The sequence below is a fragment of the Ruegeria sp. CH11 genome, from assembly GCF_056537105.1.
This window is the reverse complement of record NZ_JBQFQX010000013.1, coordinates 102,228-115,028: the sequence shown is the minus strand read 5'-3', so window position 1 is coordinate 115,028 and position 12,801 is coordinate 102,228. Positions and strand designations below refer to the sequence as shown.

Here is a 12,801-nt window from a genome sequence, read left to right as displayed (position 1 = left end):
GTCCTTTCAGATCAGCCCCAGCTTCCACCGCCGCCGCCGCCGTCACCACCGCCGCCGTCACCACCGCCATCACCGCCACCGCCGTCCGAGTCACCGCCTTCGCGCTCTTCGCTGGGCAGGGTTGGGCTGGTTGACGCGGGTGCCGAATAGGTTGGTGCAGGTGCGGTCGGCGTCGTGGTCGAGGCCGTGGTCGCAGGCGCCGCCGCTGCTGGCGTCGCTATTGGTTCGGTCTGGGACCAGGTTGAATCACATCCGGCTAGGACGAGAGCGCCAAGAACGAACACTGAAGTAGACGCTATACGCATCATAAGTCTCCTCAAATAAACCGTTAACCGGACAACTGATACGCTTATGACTATAGCGTCCGTGGTTAATACCTGTCTATTCTAGACTGCTGCCGGGCAGTGTATGTGAATTAACTCACGCATATTGCATTTTTTTGAATGTTTGCGTCGCACGCTTGCTCTCTATTTAACAATTGTGTTAAACATTTGGGATGTCAAACCTCCTCGCCACCTTCTCTGCCCTGTCCGACGCCACGCGCCTGGCGATTGTCGAACAACTCATGGACAAGGGCGAATTGGCCGCTGCTGATCTGATCGATGGCAAAGGCATGTCCGGTGCTGCAATTTCGCGCCATCTGAAGGTGTTGCGCGAAGCCGGACTGGTACAGCAGCGCATCCAGGGGCCGCAGCGCATCTATTCCATTCAGCCCGAGGGGCTACGGGCCATTGCGGACTGGACAATTTCGAAGCGTCAATTCTGGGAAAACAGCCTCGACCGTTTGGGCGACATTCTTGAAAGGGAGAATTCATGGCCGACCTGAAACTCGAGCGGGTGTTTCCCGTCGACTCGCGGACCCTGTTCGCCTGGATCAGCGATGGCGCCAAGCTGCTGCAATGGTGGGGGCCCGAGGGCGTGCACGTGCCCGAACACGATCTGGATTTTTCACGCCTCGGCCCATGGTTTTCGGTGATGCAAAACGATGAAGGTCAGCAATTCAAGGTGTCTGGTCAGGTGACGCATGTGGACCCTCCGAATTCGGTGGGGTTCACTTGGGCCTGGCACGACGATCAAGACAAGCGCGGCCCGGAAAGCCATGTGATATTCTCGATATCAGCGACGGAAAACGGGTCGCGTCTGGTTGTAGACCACCGCGAACTGGCGGATGCCGATGCTGCGGCGAACCATGAACAGGGCTGGACGTCTTCGCTGCGCAAGCTCGAAGCGCATTGCAAATAGGTTTTCATCAGGGAGGAGCTAAAATGCCCCAATATTTGTTTGTCTATCACGGTGGCCATACCCCAACTGACCCCGCCGAAATCGAAGCGACCATGGCCGCGTGGGGCGCATGGTTCGGGGCAATGGGCGAGGCGCTGGCCATTCCCGGAAACCCGGTCGGCCAGTCCTATACGGTCAGCAGCGGCGGTGTCGTCGACAATGGCGGGGCCAACCCGGCCTCGGGCTTTACTGTCATCAATGCCGACAGCATGGATGCCGCGACCGAAATGGCCAAGGGCTGTCCCATGGTCGTGAACGGATCGGGCTCGGTCGAAGTGGCCGAGGTGCACGAGATCGAGATGTGAGCCTTAGCCGGGGAAACCCGGCGCAGGTCTGATCACCCCGCATTCCAGCCCGCGGCGGCTGAATTGCGTAGCATTCATGAATTTGCGGGTGGCCGGGTGATCGGCCTCCAGCACCCCCAGATGCACAAGAATGGCCGCGATGGCGCATTCGCTGGCGCGGGTGGTGCCGTCGGCGATCTTCAGTGCAATGCCCAGCCGTTTTTCTGGAACGATGGCGACAAATACGGCTTCGGCCCCGGTCTTGATCGCGGCGCGTCCGTTCATGGCGCGCATCAACTCGGTACAGGCGCGCGATTCTCCGGCGACCAATTCGGGATGTTTGATCATCGCTGCGGTCAATTGCTGCGCTGCGTCGCTGGCCCGGTCAGAGCGGTCTGCGGCACTGGCAAACCACGCCATTGACCGTGCAAGCCCTGCGAGAGATGAGGCAAAGTTCGGAGCCGAACACCCGTCGATGCCGTAGGCCGGGCTGGTTTCGGCGGTGGTCTCTTCGAATGCAGCCAGACACGCCTGCTGTACCGGATGGTCAATCGCAAGATATTCCGGCCCCGCACCCATATGCTGAGCAACGGTCAGAAAGCCGCAATGCTTGCCCGAGCAATTATTGTGGATCTGGCAAGGCGTGTCATCGGCCAGGATCAGACCGTCCCGGGCAGCCATGTCCTGCGGTTCCTGCGGACCGCAGCGCAGATCGGACTCGTTCAGACCCAGATGGTCCAGCCAGGCCGATACCCGTTCCGTATGGATCGCCGCACCGTTATGTGAAGCACAGGCCAACGCCAAATGTTCGGAATTCAATCCGTATTTCGCTGCTGCACCGGACGTGATCAGGGGCAGTGCCTGGATCATCTTGGCCGAGGATCGCGGATAGATCACCGCCTGTGGATCGCCCCAGCTCTGCACGATCTGGCCGGCGTCATCGCAGATCACTGCGTGCCCCAGATGCAGGCTCTCCAACAATGGTCCGCGCCAAAGTTCTGTCATCGCTACCGGCTGCGTCATCTGGGTCCTCCGCTATATGCGCAAAATTCTGCCAATTGCCCTTTCGCCTGTGGCGAAACCTGCGATAGTGTGTGTATGTCGGCAATCATCGGAATGCGCAACTTATCATAGACGAACCGGCAGGGTTCGCAGCCAAGTCCGATGGATATGAGGTATGGGGCGAGCTAGGAGGCTGGACAAATGGGATCAAAACTTGTCCGCGTGATTGCGGGCTTGTGTGTGGCAGGGATGGCAACAGCCGTATCCGCACAGCAGGCGACAAGCACGAACCGGGTTGCGGCAAAGACCGATTGGAGCGTGTTTGTCGAGGATGAACCCACCGAATGCTGGAGCGTGTCCGCCCCCAAGGAAACCGTTAACACCCGCGGCGGGCGTGTGGTCTCGGTCCGACGCAGCGATATCCTGCTATTCGTGTTCTATCGCCCCAACGCCGAGGTGAAAGGTCAGGTGACCTTTACGGGCGGATATCCCTTTGCATCTGGGTCGACCGTTAATCTGGTTGTGGACGGAACCGATTTTGAACTGTTCACAGATGGCGAATGGGCATGGCCCGCAACTGCCGCCGATGATGCCAAGATTGTCACCGCAATGAAACGCGGCACCGAGGCTGTTCTGACCGCCCGGTCCGAACGCGGCACGCAGACCAAGGACACGTTTTCCCTTTTGGGCTTTACTGCCGCGCTGGAAGACGCGGAAAAGCGCTGCACCAACTGATCTGATCCTGACCGACGGACAGCCCGACCCCCCGAGTTTGGGCTGCCGCGCCCAAAAAACGTGGCTGAACTGACGCGACGTCGCCGGTTTCGTTTGATCCGTGTCAAAGAGGCTTTTCCAGGTTTCTGAACTATTCAGTTCAGGACAACGAAGGAGCTTCCCCCAATGTTCAGACCCCTATTTGCCGCGTTCCTCATGCTGGCCGTAGCACTGGTCAGCGGTTGCGAAAAAGATGTCGATACCTATCCGATCTCTGGCGAACAATGCGGTCCCGAGGATCCGGTCCAGAAACTGGATGCTGCCGACTGTTACATTCCTCCGGCCGTCAACTAAGACGGATAGGCCGCAGCGCCGCCCTGTGCTGCGGCCACGCGGTTGAGTGTGCTAGGATGGTGAAATAGGCGAACCAAGCAGGAGATTTTAATGCGCTGGATACTGATCTTTGCAAGCCTTCCTTGCGCCGCGTTGGCGGATCCGACTATGGAATGCATCGACGCCGGATCGCAGGTCGAGATCGGAAACTGTGTCTCGGGGATGGAAGACCGCGTGAATATCGCGGTCGAAGCTGCCTATGGTTTGGCACAAGGCGCAGCACAGGAATTGGACGAGGTCACAGGTCGCGATGTGGCGATACCAGCGCTAGAGGCATCGCAGACCGCGTGGGCGGCCTATCGCGATGCGCAATGTGAAGCGATCGGAGCTTCGTTCGGCGGAGGGTCCGGAACCGGCATCGCGATCACGGCCTGCCGGGTTGATCTGGGTCGGGCCCGGGTGGATGAATTGCTGAGCTTTGCGAACTGACAGTCGGCGCTTTGATCGGCTTGGCATATCGGGCAGCGACGCGTGCAAATCTATTTCGGCGACGATTTCTTTTGATCTTGGCGAACATTCCTATATAGAGGCGCATCCCAAGCCAGAATCTCTGAGACCAGCACATGTCAGCCAAAGCGCCGATCACCCAGGACGTCATGACCATCCCGCGCAAACTGCCCGAGGGGAAGATCAACCTTGTTGGCCTGACCCGTGACCAGCTGCGCGAGGTTCTGATCGAAAATGGCACGCCTGAAAAGCAGGCCAAGATGCGCACCGGCCAGATTTGGCAGTGGATCTATCAATGGGGCGTGCGCGATTTTGCTGAGATGACCAACCTCGCCAAAGCCTATCGCGCGCAACTGGCCGAAACCTTCGTGATCGAAATTCCCGAGGTGGTGACCCGTCAGGTCTCGGAGGACGGGACCCGGAAATACCTGTGTCGCATCGCCGGCGGACATGAGGTCGAGGTGGTCTATATCCCCGAGGATGACCGTGGCACGCTGTGCATTTCGTCTCAGGTCGGCTGTACGCTGACCTGTTCCTTTTGCCATACTGGTACGCAGAAACTGGTGCGCAACCTGACAGCGGCCGAGATTGTCGGTCAGGTGATGATGGCCCGTGACGATCTTGAGGAATGGCCGATCCCGGGCGCGCCCAAGGATGAAACGCGCCTGTTGTCGAACATCGTTCTGATGGGCATGGGCGAGCCGCTGTATAACTTCGAAAACGTCCGCGATGCGATGAAGATCGCGATGGATCCCGAGGGGATTTCCCTGTCGCGTCGTCGGATTACCTTGTCGACCAGCGGCGTGGTGCCCGAGATCGCGCGTACCGCCGAGGAAATCGGCTGCCTGCTGGCGATCTCCTTCCATGCTACAACGGATGAGACCCGCGACGTTCTGGTGCCGATCAACAAACGTTGGAACATCGAAGAGCTGTTGCAGGCCCTGGCCAGCTATCCGAACGCATCGAACTCGGAACGGATCACCTTTGAATATGTGATGCTGGACGGTGTCAATGACAGCGACGAGGATGCTCATCGTCTGATTGCACATATCAAGCGCCACAACATTCCGGCCAAGATCAACCTGATCCCGTTCAACGAGTGGCCGGGCGCGCCGTACAAGCGCAGCTCGAACAACCGGATCCGGGCCTTTGCGAACATCATTTATCAGGCGGGTTACGCCTCACCTATTCGCAAGACCCGGGGCGAGGACATCATGGCCGCCTGCGGTCAGTTGAAATCAGCGACCGAACGCGCCCGCAAATCTCGCAAACAGATCGAGGCTGAGGCGGGATTGAACGGTTAAGACCCTAATAACAGGGGCCTTTAAACTTAATGTTTGCGGTTGCTGCACCTATATGCAGTTTTTGTTATATTTAAATCAGAGCGGCCTCGGCCCGGGGACTTCACCTTTGCGCACAAGATGGTGAGAAGGTCGGGGCGGTTCTGGCAAGATTGTTCAAGGCCGCTATCCTTCCTATTGCTTGGCAAGCGGCATTCAAGTGAACGGATCACTCAGGTGGGCCAATATTATGATTGCACGACATAGATTGATTTTTGAAATTGCAGTAGCGCTATTTGTCTTGGGACTTGGTCTCTCGACCGCATCCGCGCAGACAAGCGAACAGGATGCACATCTGGCCATCGAAAACCCGGCCGATTTGTCCAAGGACGAGGCGCAGAAACACTACAAGTCTCTGATACGACGCATGGCGCGTGGATACGCGGCTGCTCAGCTGGATCTGCTTCTGAACTATCAGGCGTGGCCGCTGTTCAATGATGCGCCGTATATTTCGGCCACGCACGGTCAGCGCTATGTGAACAGCTATGCCAATCGCATGGCGCATAACTACGCAACGTTGCAGCCGGGTGAGGTGCTGCCCGTGGGCTCGGTTCTGGCCAAGGACAGCATGACCGTGACGGATGAGGGCAATGTCCACCCCGGGGCGCTGTTTGTGATGGAGAAGCTGCCAGAAGGCACCAACCCCGAGACAGCCGATTGGCGCTACATCATGGTGATGCCCGATGGTTCGTTGTTCGGTGACACAATGGGGTTCCGCGCGTCAGAGGTCGAGTATTGCCATGTCTGCCACGAAGCTGTGGCAGATCGCGACTATACGTTCTACGTGCCCGAAGACTATCGCGTCGCCGAATGAAGGTCGGTTGGATCAGCGCCGGGTGAACCGCGCGGCGCCAATCACCTCGATCATCTGACTGCGTACCGGGTCGGGCTGCGCATCGACCGCGTTCAGCACTTCGCGCAACTCTGCGCGCAGGCCGTGCATCTGGTCAATCAGCGAGATCATCATCGACAGCGCGTCGGCCTCCATCTCGTACTGGTCGTGCAACTCGCAGGCCAATTCCAGCCGGGCGACATCCAAAGTGCGATAGACAAGGCCCTGCTCGGATTGCTCGGGGATCACGATTTCAGCGGCAAGATATTCGCTCAGCCGGTCTGATGTCAGGCGGGTGATGGCGGCAATCAGTTCGTCTTCGGTCAGGGTACGGGTCATGACGCCATTCCTTTGCGCGGGTCATAGCTGTGCGTTTCGCGCCATGTTCCCATGAACTGTTTCAAATCGTCATCGATGGTGTCCGGCAGGGTGACGGTCAGTTCGATCAACTGATCCCCGCGATCTGCAGAGCCGCGCTTCTTAACCCCCTTGCCGCGCAGCCGCAGGGTCTTGCCGCTGCTTGTACCCGCCGGAACGGTCACGTTGACACCGCCGTCAATTGTCGGCGCGGGGACCTTGCCGCCCAGGATCGCCTCATCAATCGTGATCGGCAATGAGATGTGGATGTCGTCACCCTGGCGGTCGAAGACGGGGTGCTTTGCCACCGAAACCGTAACCAGCGCATCGCCAGCCGGTCCGTCGCCATAGCCCGGCGCGCCTTTGCCGCGCAGGCGGATAGTCTGGCCATCGGTGATCCCGGCGGGAATCTTGACCTCGATCCGGTCGCCATCGGGCAGGGTCAGCTTTTGGCTGGCCCCAAAAACGGCATCCAGAAAACTGATCTGAAGCGAGTAGTTCAGGTTATGACCGGGCGCGTGAAATTCGGGGCTGCGTTGGCCATAGCCGCCGCGACCGCGCATGAATTCAGCGAAGATGTCAGACATGTCATCGGGGTCCGCCTGACGCCCGCGATAGGGGTTCCCGGCGGCCTCGGCATATTCGCGATAATAGTGTTGCTGCGGCCGTTCCTGACCCGAGGCGTCAATCTCGCCCTTGTCGTATCGCGCCCGCGTCTCGGGATCTTTCAGCAAGTCATAGGCTGCAGCAGCAGCCTTGAACTTGGCCTCGGCTTCGGCATCTCCGGGTTTCAGATCGGGGTGGCAATCCTTGGCGATGCGCCGATAGGCTTTCTTGATGTCGGCGGCGCTGGCGTCTTTTGCGACGCCAAGCACGGAATAGGGATCGTCGCTCATCTCACTCTCGCGGGTCGGGGGCTGTCTGATCTTGATGAATGTATTTTATCATGCGTTTTCAACCGGTCAAAAGGAAGAGCCTTTTGAAATTCCTCGCCAAAACCAAATGATCTGGTAATATCTGCATAAGTCAGATTGTTACATCACATGAGGGTTCCTGCATGTCGCGCCGAATTAAGTCCGCTCTGGCCTTGCTGGCCGGTAATGCCCTGGGGTTGCTGCTTGCGTCATTGCTGCTGACGGGCTTCGCGATCAAGCCGATCTCGTTCATCATTGTGGTGGTCGTCTTCACCGTGGTGCAATTGATTGCCGAGCCGCTGATCCTCAAGCTGGGCGAAAAGAAAGCGCCTGCGCTGAAAGGGGGGATCGCATTGATTGTCACCTTTGTTGGCCTGCTGGTGACCGATCTGATTACCGCAGGGCTGACCATCGGGGGTGTTTCCAACCTGTTGGCGGCGACTCTGCTGGTCTGGCTGGGGGCGCTGATCGGCAGCATTGTGTTGCCGATCTATGTGTTCACCGAACTGCGCGAACCTAAGAAATAGTCACAGCGCGTTCAGGCTGTTGCTGAGAGCCTGCCAAAGCTCTTCAACCGGCTCGCATCCGACTGAAAGACGGACAAATCCCGGGTCCACGTCGTCGCCCCAGCGCGCGCGGCGTTCGGCGGAACTGTGGACGCCACCAAAAGACGTTGCCGGGCGCAGCATCGGGCAGGCGTTGATAAACGTCTCGGCCTTGTCCTCGCTTTCCAGTGTCAGGGACAGCAAGAAACCAAACCGCGCGGTTTGGGCTTTCGCCAATGTGTGCGATGGGTCGCCCGGAAGGCCGGGGTAGCGGACCTGATCCACGACCGGATGCGCCGCCAACCGCTCGGACAGAACCTGAGCCGAGGTGCACATCCGGTCAAACCGGACATCCAGCGTTTCCAGTCCTCGATGCAGCAACCAAGCTTCGTGGGGTCCCGGTATCGAACCACTGACCTTTCGCCATTCCTCGACCCGTTCCATGATGTGTGCATCACGGCTGGCGACATGGCCCATCAGCAGGTCAGAATGCCCGCCCATCGCTTTGGTGTCAGACGACACAACAACGTCGATCCCCAGATCCAATGGGCGTTGGCCCAGCGGCGTCATGGTTGTGTTATCGGCAATCGTGATGCCCCCAGCCGAGCGGACAGCTGTGGCAACTGCGGCAAGGTCGATCATGTCCAGCCCGGGGTTCGAAGGGCTTTCGACAAAGACAACATCGAACCCGTCAAACCCGCCATCGGCAAATGCTGTCGTCGGACGCTCTTCAACATCGACACCCAGACGCGAGAGGAAACGGTCGGCGAGCAGGCGCGTGACGTAGTAACCGTCCGATGGGATCAGTATACGAGAACCGGCCTGCACGGTCGCAAACAGCGCCGCCGAGATTGCCGCCATGCCGGATGGAAACGACAGGCAGGGCGCGTCTTCGAGATGAGACAGCACATGCTCCAGATGCACCCATGTCGGATTGTCTACGCGACCATAGGTGGAATGCCCGTCGGGCGCGCCGGGCAGGTGGAACATGCTGCTTTGCGTCAGGGGCAACGCCACCGGATCGCCCTTGTTCAGCGCGTTGCCGCGAAGGTGCAACATTTCTCCGGGTTTCGGGGCCATCGCTCAGCGCCCCGGGATTTCGTCGCGCGGCGGGGCGGGTTCCCAGTTTTCGATGATGTCCACCGCCTCTTGCGCGGTGTCGACAAAGCGGAACAGGTCCAGGTCCTCGTCCGAGATGGTCCCGGCGTCGGCCAGAGCCTTCCAATTTATGACCTTCTCCCAGAACTCGCGCCCGAACAGCAGGAAGGGCACGCGATCCATCCGGCCGGTTTGAATAAGGGTCAGCGATTCGAACAGTTCGTCCATCGTACCAAAGCCGCCGGGGAAAATGGTGATGGCGCGGGCGCGCATCAGGAAATGCATCTTGCGAATGGCGAAATAGTGAAAGTTGAAGCTGAGCTCGGGCGTAACGTACAGGTTCGGTGCCTGCTCGTGCGGAAGTACGATGTTCAGACCGATGGAACAGCCAGCCGCATCCTGCGCACCACGATTGCCCGCCTCCATCACGCCGGGGCCACCACCGGTGACAATCACGTTCTCGCGGCCGCCTGTCTCGTTGGACTTCTCGGTCATCAGCCGGGCGAACTCACGCGCTTCGTCGTAGTATTTCGACAGCCCCGCCAGCGTTTCGGTTCGCGCTGTGTGTTTCTGCTCGGGCTCCGGAATGCGCGCGCCGCCGAACATCACGATGGTCGAGGCGATCTGGCGCTCGGTCATCAGCATTTCGGGCTTCAGCAACTCCAGTTGCAGACGCACTGGGCGCAGTTCATCCCGGCACAGGAAATCGTCATCGGCAAAGGCAAGGCGATAGGCGGATGAACGTGTCTGCGGCGTGTCCGGCACCTCGCTTGCGGTCGAACGGTCGGTCTGCGCGTCGCGGAAGGGGCTGAGGCGGTCTTCTCTCATGGGGCAACGATCCCTGCTTGCGTGTTTTCCAAACAGCTATAGGGTTCGCGGGCAGAGCGCCAGACACGGAAGAACAAGAATGAACTGGAAGAGTGAGATTTCAACCGCCGCCGCGCGGATCGACGGTTACGCGCAGGTCACTCCGGTGATGGAAAGCCGCGCCTTGGGGCTGGAATATCCGGTCGAGATGAAGCTTGAGCATCTGCAGCACACCGGCAGCTTCAAGGCGCGCGGGGCGTTCAACACGCTGCTCAGCCAGGATGTGCCCAAGGCCGGTGTGGTGGCCGCATCCGGCGGCAATCATGGTGCTGCGGCGGCATATGCGGCGCGGTCGCTGGGCCACCCGGCCAAGATCTTTGTCCCGGAAATCGCCGGGCCGTCCAAGATCGCCCTGATCGAACAGACCGGCGCGGATCTGAGCGTGGTGCCCGGCGAATACGCAAACGCGCTGACCGGGGCACAGACCCACGAAGAAGCCACAGGCGCGATGCAGATCCACGCCTACGACGCGCCAGCCACCGTGGCCGGGCAGGGCACTTGTTTTGCCGAATGGGAGGCGCAGGGTTTGCAAGCGGATACCGTTCTGATTGCGGTTGGCGGCGGTGGCTTGATTGCGGGCGCTCTGGCCTGGTTGCAGGGCGCGCGCAAGGTTGTTGCGGTCGAGCCCGAAACCTCTTGCGCGCTGAATGCCGCCCTGCAGGCGGGTGCGCCGGTGGATGTTTCTGTTTCAGGCGTCGCGGCCAATGCGCTGGGCGCGCGGCGGATCGGGTCGATCTGCTTTGATCTGGCGCAGGACGTGACATCGGTGCTGGTAAGCGATGCGGCCATTCTGCAGGCGCAACAGACCCTTTGGCGGGCGCATCGGATTCTGGTGGAACCGGCGGGTGCAACCGCATTGGCCGCGCTGTTGGCCGGGGTTTACCGACCTGCGCCCGGCGAACGCGTCGCGGTTCTGATCTGTGGTGGAAACATCTCTCCTGATCCTTTGCCGGTCTGAGTCTCGGGCATTGAGCCGCAATTTGTGCCTTCTGCGTCGCATTGCAGCCAGTCTTTCGCTTGCGTATAGGCAAGACCAACGTGAACAGAGTCTGTAGGGAGCCCCTCAATGTCCAACGCGCAACTAGAAGCCGCCATCGAAGCCGCCTGGGAGGCGCGCGACACCATCAGCCCAGCCACCACAGGCGAACAGCGCGAGGCGATCGAGGATACCCTGAACGCGCTGGACAGCGGTTCGCTGCGTGTGGCGGAAAAGCAGGAGAGCGGTGACTGGCATGTGAACCAGTGGGCCAAAAAGGCCGTATTGCTGGGCTTTCGCATCAAGGACATGGAAATCCAGAACGGCGGCCCGCAGGCTGGCGGCTGGTGGGACAAGGTCGACAGCAAATTCGCCGGTTGGGGTGAGAACCAGTGGCAGGCCGCAGGTTTCCGCGCAGTTCCGAACTGCGTCGTACGCAAATCGGCCTATATCGCGCCGGGCGTTGTGCTGATGCCGTCATTCGTGAACCTGGGTGCCTATGTGGACGAAGGCACCATGGTCGATACCTGGGCCACGGTCGGGTCGTGCGCGCAGATTGGCAAGAATGTCCACCTGTCGGGCGGCGTCGGCATCGGCGGCGTTTTGGAGCCGATGCAGGCGGGTCCGACCATCATCGAGGACAACTGCTTTATCGGCGCGCGTTCGGAAGTGGTTGAAGGCTGCATCGTCCGCGAAGGCTCGGTTCTGGGGATGGGTGTGTTCATCGGCAAATCCACCAAGATCGTGGATCGCGAAACCGGCGAAGTGACCTATGGCGAAGTGCCACCCTATTCGGTGGTCGTGGCCGGTTCGATGCCCTCCAAGAACAATATCAGTCTTTACTGCGCGGTTATCGTCAAACGTGTGGATGAGAAGACGCGCTCGAAAACCGGCATCAACGAGCTGCTGCGGGACTGATTGAAACGCACATCTGAACATGCAGAGCCCCGGTTGAAAATCACCGGGGTTTTGGTATGTCTTAGTGTTATTAGCTAAGGAGCATCGCGCTTGAAGCGTCTGCTCTGCGGACAAACCGGACTTGTGCGATTGCGGCAATTGCTGACGCAGCATTGATTTGCTGTCGCAGCACATTCATCGCTGCGTTGCAGCTGTTGTCGCCAGACCGGTCATTCAAAGCTATGATGATGCGATACTATCAAACTCTAGTTTCGCGGCACATAGGATCAGCAGCTTAGACGCCGAACAAAGCCAACGTTTGCGTTGTCGCTGGCAGTGCAGCAGGACAGGCCATGCGGGCCTTCAGCCAGTAAGCAAATTCTCGTTATGGCTCATGCAGGTGGCGAGGAAGAGGGAGTATGTCGCGGTCGTGGAATTTTTCATAAAGTCGAGATATTGCAGAGATTGGAACTTTGGTTCCTGCTTCGTGTTTGAATTGATCAGGAACGAGGCACCAATAGTGCTTCTATTTGTTGTTATGCTTTTTTGACAAGCGTAATCTTGTTTTTCTGACAGGAAATTAACGTTACTGCCGAACGCGATAGCCGGAAGCAATGATCTTGTTTATCAGAACTGCGGCGGCCTGGTGCATGTCCTTTTCATCGTTATTGCCGACTGCTGTTTCGTGGGCAGCAGCTGCGTCATGCAGAACTCCCACAATTTCATGTTCGGGCAGAAGCTCACGATCTTTAATTGCAAGCAAAAGCGCTTCACAAATTGAGAGTGCGGCCATTCCTGAATGGTCTTGCCGGTCAGCCATGGTAGACGTCCTTTTCTAACAGGCGTCCAAGCAT

General features: G+C 59.0%; 18 protein-coding genes. 11 read left to right on the top strand and 7 right to left on the bottom strand.

Annotated features, from left to right (window positions below):
* Positions 1 to 11: 11 nt before the first annotated feature.
* Complete coding sequence (locus ACR0LX_RS17815; protein ID WP_480784866.1) at positions 12 to 305, bottom strand: hypothetical protein; 294 nt, start codon at positions 303 to 305, stop codon at positions 12 to 14.
* Positions 306 to 496: 191 nt separating this feature from the next.
* Here ACR0LX_RS17815 and ACR0LX_RS17810 point away from each other — a divergent pair, with 191 nt between their 5' ends.
* The 3 genes from ACR0LX_RS17810 to ACR0LX_RS17800 are packed head-to-tail and all read left to right on the top strand — an operon-like array spanning position 497 to position 1,586.
* Positions 497 to 826: an ArsR/SmtB family transcription factor gene (locus ACR0LX_RS17810; RefSeq protein WP_480578678.1), complete on the top strand. Its 330-nt coding sequence runs from the start codon at positions 497 to 499 to the stop codon at positions 824 to 826.
* On the top strand, positions 814 to 1,242 hold the full coding sequence (locus ACR0LX_RS17805) for an SRPBCC family protein (protein WP_480578676.1): 429 nt from the start codon (positions 814 to 816) through the stop codon (positions 1,240 to 1,242). Before ACR0LX_RS17810 ends, ACR0LX_RS17805 begins: the two co-directional genes overlap by 13 nt.
* A gap of 23 nt (positions 1,243 to 1,265) precedes the next feature.
* The gene (locus ACR0LX_RS17800) at positions 1,266 to 1,586 is read left to right on the top strand and encodes a YciI family protein (RefSeq protein ID WP_480578674.1); all 321 of its coding nucleotides are present in this window, start codon (positions 1,266 to 1,268) and stop codon (positions 1,584 to 1,586) included.
* A gap of 3 nt (positions 1,587 to 1,589) precedes the next feature.
* Here the strand turns inward: ACR0LX_RS17800 and ACR0LX_RS17795 are convergent, their stop codons facing one another.
* Complete coding sequence (locus ACR0LX_RS17795) at positions 1,590 to 2,588, bottom strand: asparaginase (RefSeq protein WP_480784865.1); 999 nt, start codon at positions 2,586 to 2,588, stop codon at positions 1,590 to 1,592.
* A gap of 180 nt (positions 2,589 to 2,768) precedes the next feature.
* Between ACR0LX_RS17795 and ACR0LX_RS17790 the strand changes: the two genes are divergently transcribed.
* The 5 genes from ACR0LX_RS17790 to ACR0LX_RS17770 all read left to right on the top strand — a co-directional run bounded on the left by ACR0LX_RS17790 (position 2,769) and on the right by ACR0LX_RS17770 (position 6,275).
* A complete protein-coding gene (locus ACR0LX_RS17790) occupies positions 2,769 to 3,302 on the top strand; it encodes an invasion associated locus B family protein (RefSeq protein ID WP_480578671.1) in 534 nt (177 codons plus the stop codon).
* 165 nt (positions 3,303 to 3,467) lie between these two features.
* On the top strand, positions 3,468 to 3,635 hold the full coding sequence (locus ACR0LX_RS17785) for a hypothetical protein (RefSeq protein ID WP_480784864.1): 168 nt from the start codon (positions 3,468 to 3,470) through the stop codon (positions 3,633 to 3,635).
* 90 nt (positions 3,636 to 3,725) lie between these two features.
* Positions 3,726 to 4,103: a lysozyme inhibitor LprI family protein gene (locus ACR0LX_RS17780; RefSeq protein WP_480784863.1), complete on the top strand. Its 378-nt coding sequence runs from the start codon at positions 3,726 to 3,728 to the stop codon at positions 4,101 to 4,103.
* A 134-nt stretch (positions 4,104 to 4,237) separates the two neighbouring features.
* Positions 4,238 to 5,425, top strand: a complete 1,188-nt coding sequence (gene rlmN, locus ACR0LX_RS17775; RefSeq protein WP_480784862.1) for a dual-specificity RNA methyltransferase RlmN — start codon at positions 4,238 to 4,240, stop codon at positions 5,423 to 5,425.
* A 226-nt stretch (positions 5,426 to 5,651) separates the two neighbouring features.
* Positions 5,652 to 6,275 (top strand): cytochrome P460 family protein, encoded by a 624-nt coding sequence (locus ACR0LX_RS17770; protein WP_480784861.1) that lies wholly within the window; start codon positions 5,652 to 5,654, stop codon positions 6,273 to 6,275.
* Positions 6,276 to 6,287: 12 nt separating this feature from the next.
* Here ACR0LX_RS17770 and ACR0LX_RS17765 read toward each other — a convergent pair whose 3' ends face one another.
* Together ACR0LX_RS17765 and ACR0LX_RS17760 are read right to left on the bottom strand one after the other, a co-directional pair.
* On the bottom strand, positions 6,288 to 6,632 hold the full coding sequence (locus tag ACR0LX_RS17765) for a hypothetical protein (protein ID WP_480784860.1): 345 nt from the start codon (positions 6,630 to 6,632) through the stop codon (positions 6,288 to 6,290).
* Positions 6,629 to 7,546, bottom strand: coding sequence for a DnaJ C-terminal domain-containing protein (locus tag ACR0LX_RS17760; protein ID WP_480784859.1), 918 nt, complete (start codon positions 7,544 to 7,546; stop codon positions 6,629 to 6,631). The genes ACR0LX_RS17765 and ACR0LX_RS17760 overlap by 4 nt, the downstream gene beginning before the upstream one ends.
* A gap of 161 nt (positions 7,547 to 7,707) precedes the next feature.
* Here ACR0LX_RS17760 and ACR0LX_RS17755 point away from each other — a divergent pair, with 161 nt between their 5' ends.
* A complete protein-coding gene (locus ACR0LX_RS17755) occupies positions 7,708 to 8,091 on the top strand; it encodes a hypothetical protein (RefSeq protein ID WP_480784858.1) in 384 nt (127 codons plus the stop codon).
* Here the strand turns inward: ACR0LX_RS17755 and ACR0LX_RS17750 are convergent, their stop codons facing one another.
* Positions 8,092 to 9,189: a cystathionine gamma-lyase gene (locus ACR0LX_RS17750; protein ID WP_480784857.1), complete on the bottom strand. Its 1,098-nt coding sequence runs from the start codon at positions 9,187 to 9,189 to the stop codon at positions 8,092 to 8,094.
* Between the two features lie 3 nt (positions 9,190 to 9,192).
* Complete coding sequence (locus ACR0LX_RS17745; protein WP_480784856.1) at positions 9,193 to 10,035, bottom strand: LOG family protein; 843 nt, start codon at positions 10,033 to 10,035, stop codon at positions 9,193 to 9,195.
* A gap of 79 nt (positions 10,036 to 10,114) precedes the next feature.
* On the opposite strand from ACR0LX_RS17745, the gene ACR0LX_RS17740 reads away from it, so the two are divergent.
* Entirely contained in the window at positions 10,115 to 11,032 is a 918-nt protein-coding gene (locus ACR0LX_RS17740; RefSeq protein ID WP_480784855.1) for a threonine/serine dehydratase, read from the top strand.
* 108 nt (positions 11,033 to 11,140) lie between these two features.
* Positions 11,141 to 11,968: a 2,3,4,5-tetrahydropyridine-2,6-dicarboxylate N-succinyltransferase gene (dapD, locus tag ACR0LX_RS17735; protein ID WP_480784854.1), complete on the top strand. Its 828-nt coding sequence runs from the start codon at positions 11,141 to 11,143 to the stop codon at positions 11,966 to 11,968.
* Between the two features lie 565 nt (positions 11,969 to 12,533).
* On the opposite strand, the gene ACR0LX_RS17730 is transcribed toward dapD, so the two are convergent.
* Entirely contained in the window at positions 12,534 to 12,767 is a 234-nt protein-coding gene (locus tag ACR0LX_RS17730; protein ID WP_170743324.1) for a hypothetical protein, read from the bottom strand.
* Positions 12,768 to 12,801 lie beyond the last annotated feature (34 nt).

Coding starts and splice junctions, on each gene's coding strand:
- ACR0LX_RS17815 (WP_480784866.1), bottom strand. CDS start 305: ATGCGTATAGCGTCTACTTCAGTGTTCGTTCTTGGCGCTCTCGTCCTA.
- ACR0LX_RS17810 (WP_480578678.1), top strand. CDS start 497: ATGTCAAACCTCCTCGCCACCTTCTCTGCCCTGTCCGACGCCACGCGC.
- ACR0LX_RS17805 (WP_480578676.1), top strand. CDS start 814: ATGGCCGACCTGAAACTCGAGCGGGTGTTTCCCGTCGACTCGCGGACC.
- ACR0LX_RS17800 (WP_480578674.1), top strand. CDS start 1,266: ATGCCCCAATATTTGTTTGTCTATCACGGTGGCCATACCCCAACTGAC.
- ACR0LX_RS17795 (WP_480784865.1), bottom strand. CDS start 2,588: ATGACGCAGCCGGTAGCGATGACAGAACTTTGGCGCGGACCATTGTTG.
- ACR0LX_RS17790 (WP_480578671.1), top strand. CDS start 2,769: ATGGGATCAAAACTTGTCCGCGTGATTGCGGGCTTGTGTGTGGCAGGG.
- ACR0LX_RS17785 (WP_480784864.1), top strand. CDS start 3,468: ATGTTCAGACCCCTATTTGCCGCGTTCCTCATGCTGGCCGTAGCACTG.
- ACR0LX_RS17780 (WP_480784863.1), top strand. CDS start 3,726: ATGCGCTGGATACTGATCTTTGCAAGCCTTCCTTGCGCCGCGTTGGCG.
- rlmN (WP_480784862.1), top strand. CDS start 4,238: ATGTCAGCCAAAGCGCCGATCACCCAGGACGTCATGACCATCCCGCGC.
- ACR0LX_RS17770 (WP_480784861.1), top strand. CDS start 5,652: ATGATTGCACGACATAGATTGATTTTTGAAATTGCAGTAGCGCTATTT.
- ACR0LX_RS17765 (WP_480784860.1), bottom strand. CDS start 6,632: ATGACCCGTACCCTGACCGAAGACGAACTGATTGCCGCCATCACCCGC.
- ACR0LX_RS17760 (WP_480784859.1), bottom strand. CDS start 7,546: ATGAGCGACGATCCCTATTCCGTGCTTGGCGTCGCAAAAGACGCCAGC.
- ACR0LX_RS17755 (WP_480784858.1), top strand. CDS start 7,708: ATGTCGCGCCGAATTAAGTCCGCTCTGGCCTTGCTGGCCGGTAATGCC.
- ACR0LX_RS17750 (WP_480784857.1), bottom strand. CDS start 9,189: ATGGCCCCGAAACCCGGAGAAATGTTGCACCTTCGCGGCAACGCGCTG.
- ACR0LX_RS17745 (WP_480784856.1), bottom strand. CDS start 10,035: ATGAGAGAAGACCGCCTCAGCCCCTTCCGCGACGCGCAGACCGACCGT.
- ACR0LX_RS17740 (WP_480784855.1), top strand. CDS start 10,115: ATGAACTGGAAGAGTGAGATTTCAACCGCCGCCGCGCGGATCGACGGT.
- dapD (WP_480784854.1), top strand. CDS start 11,141: ATGTCCAACGCGCAACTAGAAGCCGCCATCGAAGCCGCCTGGGAGGCG.
- ACR0LX_RS17730 (WP_170743324.1), bottom strand. CDS start 12,767: ATGGCTGACCGGCAAGACCATTCAGGAATGGCCGCACTCTCAATTTGT.